The sequence below is a fragment of the Nitrogeniibacter aestuarii genome (genome assembly GCF_017309585.1).
In the GTDB taxonomy this organism is placed as follows: Bacteria; Pseudomonadota; Gammaproteobacteria; order Burkholderiales; family Rhodocyclaceae; genus Nitrogeniibacter; species Nitrogeniibacter aestuarii.
Genome location: NZ_CP071321.1, coordinates 1,235,596 through 1,247,744 on the forward strand (window position 1 = coordinate 1,235,596; position 12,149 = coordinate 1,247,744).

At 64.6% G+C, this 12,149-nt stretch carries 10 protein-coding genes; all 10 read left to right on the top strand.

Annotated features, from left to right (window positions below; genetic code table 11):
- Positions 1–184 precede the first annotated feature (184 nt).
- The 10 genes from trpE (at position 185) to J0W34_RS05795 (ending at position 12,139) form a co-directional block, all read left to right on the top strand.
- The gene (trpE, locus tag J0W34_RS05750; RefSeq protein WP_230971014.1) at positions 185–1,660 is read left to right on the top strand and encodes an anthranilate synthase component I; all 1,476 of its coding nucleotides are present in this window, start codon (positions 185–187) and stop codon (positions 1,658–1,660) included.
- Positions 1,661–1,714: 54 nt separating this feature from the next.
- Complete coding sequence (locus tag J0W34_RS05755) at positions 1,715–3,073, top strand: aspartate aminotransferase family protein (protein WP_227817804.1); 1,359 nt, start codon at positions 1,715–1,717, stop codon at positions 3,071–3,073.
- Positions 3,070–3,897, top strand: a complete 828-nt coding sequence (locus J0W34_RS05760) for a BKACE family enzyme (protein WP_230971015.1) — start codon at positions 3,070–3,072, stop codon at positions 3,895–3,897. Before J0W34_RS05755 ends, J0W34_RS05760 begins: the two co-directional genes overlap by 4 nt.
- Before the next feature lie 27 nt (positions 3,898–3,924).
- The gene (locus J0W34_RS05765) at positions 3,925–4,494 is read left to right on the top strand and encodes an aminodeoxychorismate/anthranilate synthase component II (RefSeq protein ID WP_227817806.1); all 570 of its coding nucleotides are present in this window, start codon (positions 3,925–3,927) and stop codon (positions 4,492–4,494) included.
- Positions 4,495–4,519: 25 nt separating this feature from the next.
- Positions 4,520–5,551, top strand: coding sequence for an anthranilate phosphoribosyltransferase (trpD, locus tag J0W34_RS05770; protein ID WP_227817807.1), 1,032 nt, complete (start codon positions 4,520–4,522; stop codon positions 5,549–5,551).
- Between the two features lie 75 nt (positions 5,552–5,626).
- A complete protein-coding gene (gene trpC / locus J0W34_RS05775; RefSeq protein WP_230971016.1) occupies positions 5,627–6,418 on the top strand; it encodes an indole-3-glycerol phosphate synthase TrpC in 792 nt (263 codons plus the stop codon).
- 11 nt (positions 6,419–6,429) lie between these two features.
- Entirely contained in the window at positions 6,430–10,329 is a 3,900-nt protein-coding gene (locus J0W34_RS05780; protein ID WP_230971017.1) for a translocation/assembly module TamB domain-containing protein, read from the top strand.
- A gap of 93 nt (positions 10,330–10,422) precedes the next feature.
- Positions 10,423–11,187: a DUF2189 domain-containing protein gene (locus J0W34_RS05785; RefSeq protein ID WP_227817810.1), complete on the top strand. Its 765-nt coding sequence runs from the start codon at positions 10,423–10,425 to the stop codon at positions 11,185–11,187.
- A 31-nt stretch (positions 11,188–11,218) separates the two neighbouring features.
- Complete coding sequence (gene msrA / locus J0W34_RS05790) at positions 11,219–11,755, top strand: peptide-methionine (S)-S-oxide reductase MsrA (protein WP_230971018.1); 537 nt, start codon at positions 11,219–11,221, stop codon at positions 11,753–11,755.
- A 39-nt stretch (positions 11,756–11,794) separates the two neighbouring features.
- Entirely contained in the window at positions 11,795–12,139 is a 345-nt protein-coding gene (locus tag J0W34_RS05795; RefSeq protein WP_227817812.1) for an FKBP-type peptidyl-prolyl cis-trans isomerase, read from the top strand.
- Positions 12,140–12,149: the final 10 nt, after the last annotated feature.

Consider the following 12,149-nt stretch of genomic DNA (forward strand, 5'->3'; position numbering starts at 1 on the left):
GACTCAAGTACGTTCGCTGTATCGAAAGGAGATCGCCCCGGTCCGCGCTGGCAATACATGCTGGCGCGGCTGGCGTTCATGGTCGTGGCGTTACAGCCACTAAGCCATCGCGGGGCACACCCGCATCCCCCGGGGCACGCGCTGCCCCCGCTTTCGAATACTGCCAGTCGAACCCGGAGTCATCATGCTGGAATCTGAATTCAATGCCCTGGCCGCACAGGGCTACAACCGTATCCCGGTCACCCTCGAGACCTTTGCCGATCTCGATACCCCTCTTTCGCTTTACCTCAAACTCGCCAACGCACCCAACACCTACCTGCTCGAATCCGTGCAGGGGGGCGAGCGCTTCGGTCGTTACTCGATCATCGGCTTGCAGGCGAATACCCGCATCGAAGTGCATGGCACGAGCTCGTTGCTGCTGACCGGTAACAGTCTGGTCGAACGTCACGACGACAAGAATCCGCTGGATTTCATCGGCGAGTTCATGGACCGGATCAAGGTGCCGCCGCGCGACGGTCTGCCGCGTTTTGCCGGTGGTCTGGTCGGTTGCTTCGGCTACGACACGGTGCGCTATATCGAATCGCGTCTGGCCAAGGCCGATCACCCGGACCCACTGGGCACTCCCGACATCCTGCTGCTGCTGTCTGAAGAGATTGCCATTGTGGACAACCTGTCGGGCAAGCTCACCCTCGTGGTGTATGCCGATCCGCAGGTCCCCGGGGCCTTCCGGCGTGCGAAGCAGCGCCTGGCTGAACTGGTCGACAAGCTGCGCTCGCCGGTGACGCTGCCGACGGACACCTGCGTGGAGCCCGAGCCGGAAGTGTCCAGTTTCGGCGAGGCGGCATTCAAGGAAGCCGTTCAGAAGGCCAAGGATTACATCGTCGAGGGCGACATCATGCAGGTGGTGCTGTCCCAGCGCATGAGCAAGCCGTTCAAGGCCACGCCGCTGGCGCTGTATCGCGCCATCCGCACGCTCAATCCCTCGCCGTACATGTTCTATTTCAACTTCGAAGACTTCCAGGTCGTGGGCGCTTCGCCCGAGATTCTGGTGCGCCTCGAAGACGACAAGGTCACCTTGCGTCCGATTGCCGGCACACGGCCGCGCGGCAAGTCGCAGGAAGAAGACCTGGCACTTGAGCAGGATCTGCTCTCTGATGAGAAGGAACGTGCCGAGCATGTCCAGCTGCTCGATCTGGGCCGCAACGATGTGGGACGTGTGGCCGCCACCGGAACAGTCAAGGTGACGGACCAGTTCACCATCGAGCGCTACTCGCATGTGATGCACATCGTCTCCAACGTGGAAGGCGATCTGCGCAAGGGGCTCGACGCCCTGGCCGTCCTGCGGGCCAGCTTTCCGGCCGGTACCGTCTCCGGCGCGCCCAAGGTACGCGCCATGGAGATCATCGACGAGCTCGAGCCGGTCAAGCGCGGTATGTATTCGGGGGCCTCGGGCTACCTGGGCTTTCATGGTGACATGGACGTGTGCATCAACATCCGCACCGCCGTCATCAAGGACGGGCAGATCCATGTTCAGGCCGGTGCCGGCATCGTGGCCGACTCGGTGCCCGAGAATGAATGGATCGAGACTCGCAACAAGGCGCGCGCCATGCTGCGTGCCGCGGAGATGGCCGAACGCGGTCTCGATTCCCGGCTGGACTGATCCAGACCCGGCGCGTCACGCGCACAAGAACAACGAAGAGGCCGGAGGTGCCCGATGGGTGAAGATACCAACGTTTTCTATCGCGATCCGTTCGCCGAATACCCGATGGTGGCCAAAGGGGAGGGGATCTATCTCACCGACACCAAGGGCAAACGCTATATGGATGCCTGTGGTGGCGCCGTGGTGTCATCCATCGGTCACAGCAATCCCGAAGTGGTCGAGGCGCTCAAAGCGCAGCTGGACAGCTGTGAGTTTGCCCACACCAGCCAGTTCACCAACCGCCCGCAGGAAGAATTGGCCCGTCTGCTGGCCGAGATTGCGCCGGGCGGGCTGAACCATGCCTACTTCGTTTCCGGGGGTTCCGAAGCGGTTGAATCCGCCATCAAGATGGCGCGCTCGTACTGGGTGCAGATGGGGCGACCCGAAAAATGGATGGTGATCGGTCGAGAGCAGAGTTACCACGGCAATACCCTGGGCGCACTGGCTGCGGGGGGTAATCCGTGGCGTCGCGCGGTCTACGAGCCGATGCTCTATCAGCGTCCGCGCGTGGCACCGTGCTACTGCTATCGCTGCCCCTTCAACAAGCAGCCCGAGTCCTGTGGCCTTGAGTGCGCCGAGGATCTCGAACGCGCCATCAAGGAAGTGGGGCCGGAGAAGATATCGGCCTTCATCGCCGAGCCTGTGGTGGGCGCCACCGCGGGTGCCGTGCCGCCCCCCGACGGTTACTTCCGCAAGATTCGCGAGATCTGCGATCGCTATGACGTCCTGTTCATTGCCGACGAGGTGATGACGGGCGTCGGGCGCACCGGCAAGTGGTTTGCAATGCGTCACTGGGGCGTGGTGCCCGACATGCTCACCACCGCCAAGGGGCTGGCTGCCGGCTATGTGCCCATCGGGGCGGTGATGGTGCACGACCGTATCGTCGACACCTTCAACAACCGGCGTAACGTGTTCCAGCATGGCCACACCTACATGGGGCACCCGCTGGCCGCGGCGGCGGGCGTGGCGGTGATCAACTACATCAAGAAGCATGACCTGGTCGAAAAGAGCGCCAGGATGGGGGACGAGCTCATGGCGCGGCTGCGCGAGCACCTGGGGGACCATCCCCATGTGGGCGACATCCGCGGCAAGGGCATGCTTCTGGGCGTGGAATTCGTCGCTGATCGCGAGACCCGGGAGCCGTTCGAGCCGGAGTGGGGCTTCAAACGCCTGGTCGGCGAGGCGGCCTTCAAGCTTGGCCTCATCATCTATCCGATGTCCGGCACGATCGATGGACGCCGGGGGGACCACGTCCTGCTCGCGCCGCCATTCATCATCACCAAAGCGCAGATCGGTCGTCTGGTCGAATTGCTGCACCGAGCCATCGATCAGGCGTGTGACCAGTTGCGTGCCTCAGGCAAGCTCAAGACATGAGCACGCAGGCGGTCAGCATCACGGTGGCGCCCAACGGGGCCCGACGCGGCAAGGCCGAGCATGGGGCCATCCCGCTGCTGCCGGCTGAGATCGCGGCTGAGGCACGCCTCTGTCAGGCCGCCGGCGCAGCGATCCTGCATCTGCATGTGCGCGACGACAGCGGCGGACACAGCCTGGACGTGGGACGTTACGCCGAGGCGGTGGCGGCCGTTCGCGCGGCCTGCGATATCGTCATCCAGCCGACCACCGAGCGGGTGGGGCGTTTTGCGCCTGCGGACATGATGGCCGTGCAGCGCGGGTTGCAGCCCGAGATGATCACCTTCAATCTCAATGAACTGATCGATCCGCAGACCGAAGCACAGAACGCGCTCGTGCGGGACTTTCTCGCCGAGACCGCCGCAGCCGGCACCGTGCCGCAGTACATCGTCTATTCGCTCGATCACCTACACGAACTCGTGCGCTGGTGGGAGGCGGGCTGGGTGCCCCAGCGGGAGCCCGTGATCCTGATCGTGCTGGGGCGTTACGCGGGCACCACCAGTCATCCGACGGACATCCTCGCCTATCTGCCGCACATTCCCGTGCGATGGCGTTGGGGCGTCTGCGCCTTTGGTGCGCCCGAACTGGCCTGCGTGACGCAGGCGGCGCTGGCCGGCGGACACTGCCGGGTCGGCTTTGAAAACAACCTGACCGATGCCCACGGCATGCCGCTCAAGGACAATGCCGATCAGGTCGGCCGCCTCGCTGGCGTGCTCGACACCTTGGGCCTGGCGCGAATGAGCGCCGCCGATGTCAGGTTGCACTTTGGATTGAAGACGCCTGCCTGAGTGCAGGCGTGCAAGGAGTAACACAGCATGTTGCTGATGATCGACAACTACGACAGCTTCACCTACAACCTGGTGCAGTACTTCGGCGAACTCGGTGCCGACGTGCACACCTATCGCAATGACGAAATCACCCTCGAGCAGATCGAGGCCATGAAGCCTGCGCATCTGGTGATCTCACCGGGGCCGTGTTCGCCCACCGAGGCCGGCATTTCGGTGGCCGCCATTCAGCACTTCGCCGGGAAGCTGCCGATCCTCGGTGTGTGTCTGGGCCACCAGAGTATCGGTGCAGCCTTCGGTGGCAAGGTGGTGCACGCCAAGCAGCTCATGCATGGCAAGGTGTCGGAGGTGCATCACGAAAACCGGGGCGTGTTCAAGGGCTTGCCCAACCCGGTGACCTGCACCCGCTACCATTCCCTCGCCGTCGAGCGCGAGAGTCTGCCCGAGTGTCTCGAAGTGACAGCATGGACCGACGATGGCGAGATCATGGGCCTGCGCCACAAGACGCTCGAGATCGAAGGTGTGCAGTTCCATCCCGAATCGATCCTGACGCAGCACGGCCACGATCTGCTGCGCAACTTCCTGCAACGCAGCGCCTGAGCGCATCGGACACCAAGGAGACATGATGAGCATCACGCCTCAAGAAGCGCTTCAACGCGTCATCGAACACCGCGAAATCTTCTTCGACGAAATGATCGCGCTCATGCGCCAGATCATGGCGGGCGAGATTTCTCCCGTGCTGACGGCTTCCATCCTGGCCGGACTGCGCACCAAGAAGGAAACCATTGACGAGATCGCCGCGGCCGCCACGGTGATGCGGGAACTGTCCACCAAGGTGGTGGTGCCGCCACCCAACGACAATTTCCTGGACGTGGTCGGCACCGGTGGGGACGGGATTCACACCTTCAATGTGTCGACCGCCACGATCTTCGTGGCCGCCGCCGCAGGCGCGCGCGTGGCCAAGCATGGCGGGCGCAGCGTCTCTTCCAGCTCCGGCAGTGCCGACGTGCTCGAAGCGCTAGGGGTGAATCTGGCCCTGTCGGCGGACCAGGTCGCCGAATGCATTGCCGAGACGGGGATCGGCTTCATGTTTGCGCCGAACCATCACAGCGCCATGAAGAATGTCGCTCCGGTGCGCAAGGAAATGGGGGTGCGCACCATCTTCAACATTCTCGGCCCACTCACCAACCCCGCGAGCGCGCCCAACACCCTGATGGGCGTATTCCATCCCGATCTGGTGGGCATCCAGGCGCGCGTCATGAAGCAGCTGGGGGCCGACCATGTGCTCGTGGTCCACGGTCGCGACGGCATGGACGAAGTCACCCTGGGCGCGCCGACCATGGTCGCCGAGCTCAAGGACGGCGAGGTGAGTGAATACGACATTCATCCGGAAGACTTCGGTCTTCAGATGCAGTCCTGCCGCCAGATCCAGGTGAATGACGCGGCCGAGTCAAAGGCCATGCTGCTGGGCGCCCTCGACAATGTGCCCGGTGCCGCGCGTGACACCGTCGTTCTCAATGCCGGGGTGGCGCTGTACACCGCCAAACTGGCCGACTCGGTCGCCAATGGCATCGAGCAAGCCCGGGAGGCGGTTGCCAGCGGCGCGGCACGAGCCAAGGTCGATGAATTTGCGAAGTACACGCAACGTTTCGCCTGAGACGCTGTCCATTGAATGAACCGCGACGCCCCGGGGCGGCAAGCTGCCCCGGGGCGCCCGATTTTTGAGAGTCCGATGAGTGATGTCCTGAACAAGATCCTCGCCGTGAAGGCCGAGGAAGTGGCCGCCGGTAAGCGGGCGAGAAACCATGGCGAAATCGAGCAACAGGCGCGCGCCGAGGCTGCGCCGCGCGATTTCGTCGGTGCGTTGCAAGACAAGATTGCGGCCGGTCAGTCCGCCGTGATTGCCGAGGTGAAGAAGGCGAGTCCGTCCAAGGGCGTACTGCGCGAGCACTTCGTGCCCGCCGACATCGCCGCGTCCTACCAGGCGGGCGGGGCCGCCTGCCTGTCCGTCCTGACTGATCGTCAGTTTTTTCAGGGCGCGACCGAATACCTGCAGCAGGCTCGCGCCGCGTGTGCCTTGCCGGTGCTGCGCAAGGACTTCATGATCGACCCCTGGCAGGTGTTCGAAGCGCGTGCCATGGGCGCCGACGCCATCCTGCTGATCGTGGCCGCCCTGTCGCTGGCCCAGATGCAGGAGCTCGAAGCGGTCGCCGACGGACTGGGCATGGCGGTGCTGGTCGAGAGCCACAGTGAAGGCGAACTGGACCTGGCCCTGCAACTGCGTACGCCGCTCATCGGCATCAACAACCGCAACCTGCGCACCTTCGATGTTTCGCTCGACTTCACCATCGACCAGCTTGGGCGCATCCCCGAGGACCGTCTGGTGATCACCGAGTCCGGCATCCTCTCGGCCGATGACGTGAAGCTCATGCGCAGCCACAACGTTAACGCCTTCCTGGTCGGCGAAGCCTTCATGCGCGCGCCGGAGCCGGGCCAAGCCCTGAAGCAGCTGTTCGCTGCATAACTTCGTACTGAATGAGCGACACGCCTGCCCCCAAATCTCGTCGACGCGTCTTTCGCTGGATTGTCGCGGCACTTCTGGGGGCGGTGGTGCTGTTGCTGGCCTTTGTCGGCTGGCTGGTGGCCAGTCAGTCGGGCGCCGCGCAGAGCGCGACATGGCTCGCCCGGCTGACCGATGACGGCGTACGGCTGGAGGGCGTCAACGGCGCGCTGGTCGGCCCGCTGACCATCGACAAGGTTCGCGTGCGTCTGCCGAGCCTGCATGTCGACATCGATCAGATTTCACTCGACTGGAAACCATCCGCGCTGCCCGGGCAGATTGAAGTGGCGTCGCTGGAAGCCCGGCGGGTGGCACTGGCGAGCGCGCCCGCCGAAGACGACACGCCCGCTCAGGCACCTGCCGGATTTGAACTGCCCGTCAATGCCGTTGTGGATCGGCTGCATGTGGCTCAGTTCGCCATTGCACCCTTCCCGTTGCAGGAAGGGGCGGGCGAGGTGCTGGTGAGTCCGCTGTCCGGCAAGGCGACGGCGATCGACAACATGATTCACCTGACGGTGGACGAGGTGGCGACACCCTGGGGTGGAGGGCAGGCGGATGTCTCGCTCGGGACGCTGGCACCGATGGACCTCAAAGGCACGGCGCGCTGGACGACCGAAGCGGCAGGGCCCACAGTCAGTACGGACCTGACCGTGGGGGGCGTACTTGAAGCCATTGAACTGGCTGCCAGGTCCAATGGCGCAGGTGCCAACGTGCGCCTTGAGGGGGTGGTGACCCCATTCGGTTCGCTGCCGGCCGCTCGGCTCAAGATCGAGGGTGAGGGAATCGATCCGTCGAAGTGGCGTGAGGGCCTGCCCGGCGCCGACTTTGCCTTGCAGGCCGATCTGACGGAAAAGGACGGGGCCCTGAGTGGTCCGGTCTCTGTCGCCAACACCCGTGCGGGTACTGTCGACGCGGGTCTGATCCCGCTGGCGTCGCTGGTGGGGCAGCTCAAGGCCAATCTCACTTCGGCGTCCATCGATAACCTCGAGGCTAAAACCGGCGGGGCGGGGCGTGTGACAGGCCGGGCCTCGTGGGCCATGGACGCCCCGGCAACGGCTGAGCTGTCGCTGGCCGAATTGAATCTGAAAGGCATCGATGGCCGTTTGCCCGATACCGCGCTGGTCGGGCCGATCTCGCTTTCGGCGGATGCTCAGGCGCAGCGTGTGCAGGCGAAACTGGCTGATCAAGGCTTGAAGGCGGATCTGGTGGCCGAGCATGCGAACGCTCGTGTGGTCATTGAACAGCTCAAGCTGATGCAGGGTGAGGCAAGGGCTGAGGCGACCGGCGAAATCGCTCTTGAGGGGACGATGCCGTTCAAGGCGGACATCAAGGCGCAGACATTCAACCCGGGTGCGCTATGGGCCGACGCCCCCACCGGCTCGATCACCGGTGATGTGACCGTGTCCGGGCAGGCCGGCGTGCCCAGCGCCAGTGGTCAGTTCAAACTCGGCAACAGCCAGCTGGCGGGGCGCCCATTGGGCGGACAGGGCAGCTTTGAATGGAACAAGGACCGCCTCGCACAACTCAAGGCCTGGCTGGCGGTGGGTGACAACCGGCTGGACGCCCAAGGCACCTGGGGGGCACCGGGGGATGTGCTCGAGTGGCAGCTCGATGCCCCCGAACTCGGACAGCTCGACATGGGCGTTGCCGGGCGGGTGTCGCTCAAGGGACAGCTCACGGGCGGCATTGATCGCCCGGCCGGCAATGCAGAAGGCTCAGCCCGGAATCTGAGTCTGCCGGGGGCCGTGCGGATCGGTCGCGCCGGCATCACGGCGGATCTCGCGCAGGGGGTCGATGGTGAGTTCGCGGTCAATCTTGATGTCAGCGATGTGCGTCTCAGTGCCGAGAACACGCTCGATACGGTGGCGCTCGACCTGGCCGGCACCCGCGGCCGTCATGTGCTCGATCTGAACGTCAAGACACCCCAGGACACCGCCAGCCTCGAAATGCAGGGTGGCCTGACAGGCGACGAACTCGTCTGGGAAGGGGCCATGACCCGTCTGGCCACCACCGGGCGATTCCCGCTCACGCTGCAGTCGCCGGTCAGCCTGACGCTGGCAGCCGATCAGGTCACGACCGGGCGTGCCCGGTTGAGTGCGGGCGAGGGCGGTTCGATCATCCTCGAGCCGGCGCGCTGGTCACCGGGACAGATCGTCTCGGCGGGGCGTTTCACCGGGCTGACCGTCGGGCTCGAGACCCAGCCAGACGCACCGCCCAAGCAGCGTAGCGGTGATCTGGTGCTGGGGGGCGAATGGGACGTCAATCTCGGGCGGACGGCTCAGGGCAACGCTCGCATTTTCCGCGAGTCCGGGGATCTGATTCTGGTGGGCGACACCGTGGTGCGCTTCGGCCTCGAGCGCTTCGAACTGATTGCCTCCATCGACAACGAGCGCCTCGCGGCGAGCGTGGATGCCGCAGGCAAGGCGCTCGGCACACTCACCGGCAGTGCCACCGCGCAACTCGAGCGCAAGAACGGATTGTGGCAGCTCAACGAGGATGCGGCCTTGCTCGGCTCGGCGGATCTGGACGTGCCCGGCATCTCATGGGTGGGTGCCTTGTTGAGTCCGGTCGTCCGCACCGACGGGCAGTTGAAGGCCCAGTTCAACCTGAGCGGTACGCCGGCCCAGCCGGTGGGGGCGGGGCAGATCAACGGCCAGAATCTCGTGATCGAGATCCCCACCGAAGGTCTGCGTCTGGCGGGGGGCACCGTCGACGCGCGCTTCGACGCCGAAAAGCTGGACATCAATACGGTGCGCTTCGTCTCGCAAAGCGAGGTGCGGCCGCGTGATTCCCGTGTGCCATACGATGCGCTGACCCGCACCCCCGGGACGCTGACCGCCAGTGGCAGCATCCGCCTGGCGGACGGCGCGGGTGGGCTGGACTTCCAGGCCGACCGCTTCCCCCTCTTCCAGCGTGCGGATCGCTGGTTGGCCATCAGTGGGCAGGGGCGAATGGACACCCAGTGGGAAGCGCCGCGCATCGAGGCGAGCATGGTGGCTGACGGTGGTTACCTGGAGTTTGCGCGCTCGCCCGCGCCGAGCCTGGGGGGTGACGTGGTCGTCGTCACCGATGAGACCGAGGACAAGACCAGCAAGCCAAGCCAGCTCAAGGCGCGGGTGGCGATCGATCTGGGCAGTCAGTTGTATCTGTCGGCGCTCGGCCTCGACACCCGGCTGGCCGGGCAACTCACCCTGGTGGCCAATGCGGGCGAGCCCCTGCGTGCCACCGGCACGCTCAACACCGTGGCGGGCACCTACGAAGGTTACGGACAGAAGCTCAGCATCGAGCGTGGCGTGGTGAACTTCCAGGGGCCGCTGGACAACCCGGGGCTCAACGTGGTGGCACTGCGCAAGGGGCTGGAGGTGGAGGCCGGGGTGTCGATCTCGGGCACCGTGCGGCGTCCGGTCATCGCACTGGTGTCGAGCCCCGATGTGCCCGATGCGGAAAAACTCAGCTGGATCGTGCTGGGCCGCTCGCTCGACAGCGAAGGCGGCAGTGGTGATCTGGCCTTGCTCATTCCGGCGGCCCAGGCGTTGCTGGGTGGGCCGGGCGGTGGCATCACCAGCCAGTTGCAGCAGGGGCTTGGCCTGGATGAGTTCTCCATCGGGCAGGGCGATTTGAACAGCGTGGGGCGCTCGGCGTCGAGTTCGGTCGTCGGGTCCGGGTATTCGAGTCAGGACGCTTCGGTCAGTGGTCAGGTGCTGTCGCTGGGCAAGCGCTTGTCGGCAGACACCACGCTATCCTTTGAGCAGAGTCTTTCCGGGGTCGAGCATGTGGTCAAGCTCACACATCAACTCAGCCGTCGCCTGGCGGTGATCGGTCGCGCGGGCACGGACAACGCGGTCGATCTGCAGTGGTCGCTCAGTTTCCGCTGAGGCTTGGGCTGCGCGCGCCAATCTTGATCTGAGTCGTTTTCATGGCACGCGCCCGGGGCAAGAATGCAGGCGTCTTCGTCCCGGGATGCGTCCATGTCACCGACGGCTCAGCCGCTCAGTCTGGCCAGTCTTCTTGCCGCCGTGCGCGCGGGCTGGCTGGATTTTCGCGCCCGCCCGGTTGCGAGCATGGCCTACGCGGCCGTGTTCGTCGTTGTCGGTGGCGGGCTGGTCTCACTGCTGGTGAGCATCGGCCTGGCGCCGCTGGCGCTGGCGCTGGGCATCGCTTTCCTGCTCTTCGGTCCGGTGGTGCTGGCCGGCTTCTTTGCCCTGGCCCGCCTGCCCATGGGAACGCCGCTGGGGCCGTCGCTGGCCGCTGCCCTCCTGGCCATGCGGCGCGCGGATCGATCTGTCTGGGCCATTGGGGCCTTCTGCGTTTTCATGGCGCTGGTGTGGCTCACCGATGCCGGCACGCTCTACAGCTTCATGATCGGCGAGCGTTTTCACGACTGGAGCATGGTCGTGCCCCGCTGGTTTCATCGGCGCTTTCATGGCGGCGCCTTGGTGATGGGGGCCGGACTGGCCTTGGTGGTGTTTGTGGTTTCGGTGCATGGCGTGCCACTCATGCTCCGCTGGCGGCTGGGTCTGGTCGCTGCCATCGTGGCCAGTGCGCGCGCGGTGGGGCGCTCGCTCCTGATGCACATGCTCTGGGCGCTCCTGCTCGGAGTGACAGTCATTTGCTCGATCTTCGTGTTCCCCGCATTGGTGCTCGTATTGCCCGTCGCGGCTTACGCAAGTGACCACATCACGCGTCAGGTTTTTGGTGCGCCCCGGGAACGCGGCCCTCAAGAGACGGTCTAGCATCTATTGCAGATGAGAACTGGGGGTGGCCATGAGCAAGCAGACAGCCATCTTGGGCGGCGGCAACTTCTGGAATCTGGATGCCGTGTTCAGTGAAGTCGAAGGCGTGCTCGCGGTCGAAGCGGGCTATGCCGGCGGATGGCTTCGAGACCCGGACCGCGAGCAGGTCTGCAGCGGGCAGACCGGGCATGCGGAAGTCGTACGCGTGACATTCGAATCAGGCAAGGTGCGTTATTCGCAGTTGCTCGACATCTTCTTCGCCATCCACGATCCCACCACGGTCAATCGGCAGGGCGGCGACGTCGGGCCGCAGTACCGATCGGTGATCTTTGCCTTGTCGCCGCGTCAGCGCCAGGTGGCCAACGCCACGATTGCCGAGCTTGAAGCCCAGCACGCGTTCAACGCACCCATCGTGACCACGATCGAAAACGCGGCCACCTTCTGGCCTGCGGAGTCCCATCTGCAGCACTATTTTGCCCAGCATCCGTCCATGTCCTACTGCCGGTTCGTGGTGCAGCCCAAACTGGACAAATTCCATCGCCGCTTTGCCGCGTTGTCGCGCAGCTGATCCCGGTACAATGGCCGCTCGACGAAATCAGGAGTAAACATGTCTGAAATCACCACCGAAAGCGGTCTGGTCTACGAAGAGCTCGAGATCGGCGATGGCGAAACGGCTGCGGCGGGCAAGATGGCGACGGTGCACTACACCGGCTGGCTCACCAACGGGCAGAAGTTCGATTCGAGCAAGGATCGCAACGATCCTTTCGATTTCCCGCTGGGCCAGGGCTACGTGATCCGCGGATGGGACGAAGGCGTTCAGGGCATGAAGATCGGTGGCAAGCGCAAGCTGACCATCCCGCCGGAGCTGGGCTACGGTGCCCGTGGTGCCGGTGGCGTGATTCCGCCCAACGCGACGCTGGTGTTCGAAGTGGAGCTGCTCGGTCTGAAATAAGACCCGGCGC

Excerpts from the sequence above, each read along its gene's own strand:
- trpE (WP_230971014.1), top strand. The coding sequence starts at position 185 with ATGCTGGAATCTGAATTCAATGCCCTGGCCGCACAGGGCTACAACCGT.
- J0W34_RS05755 (WP_227817804.1), top strand. The coding sequence starts at position 1,715 with ATGGGTGAAGATACCAACGTTTTCTATCGCGATCCGTTCGCCGAATAC.
- J0W34_RS05760 (WP_230971015.1), top strand. The coding sequence starts at position 3,070 with ATGAGCACGCAGGCGGTCAGCATCACGGTGGCGCCCAACGGGGCCCGA.
- J0W34_RS05765 (WP_227817806.1), top strand. The coding sequence starts at position 3,925 with ATGTTGCTGATGATCGACAACTACGACAGCTTCACCTACAACCTGGTG.
- trpD (WP_227817807.1), top strand. The coding sequence starts at position 4,520 with ATGAGCATCACGCCTCAAGAAGCGCTTCAACGCGTCATCGAACACCGC.
- trpC (WP_230971016.1), top strand. The coding sequence starts at position 5,627 with ATGAGTGATGTCCTGAACAAGATCCTCGCCGTGAAGGCCGAGGAAGTG.
- J0W34_RS05780 (WP_230971017.1), top strand. The coding sequence starts at position 6,430 with ATGAGCGACACGCCTGCCCCCAAATCTCGTCGACGCGTCTTTCGCTGG.
- J0W34_RS05785 (WP_227817810.1), top strand. The coding sequence starts at position 10,423 with ATGTCACCGACGGCTCAGCCGCTCAGTCTGGCCAGTCTTCTTGCCGCC.
- msrA (WP_230971018.1), top strand. The coding sequence starts at position 11,219 with ATGAGCAAGCAGACAGCCATCTTGGGCGGCGGCAACTTCTGGAATCTG.
- J0W34_RS05795 (WP_227817812.1), top strand. The coding sequence starts at position 11,795 with ATGTCTGAAATCACCACCGAAAGCGGTCTGGTCTACGAAGAGCTCGAG.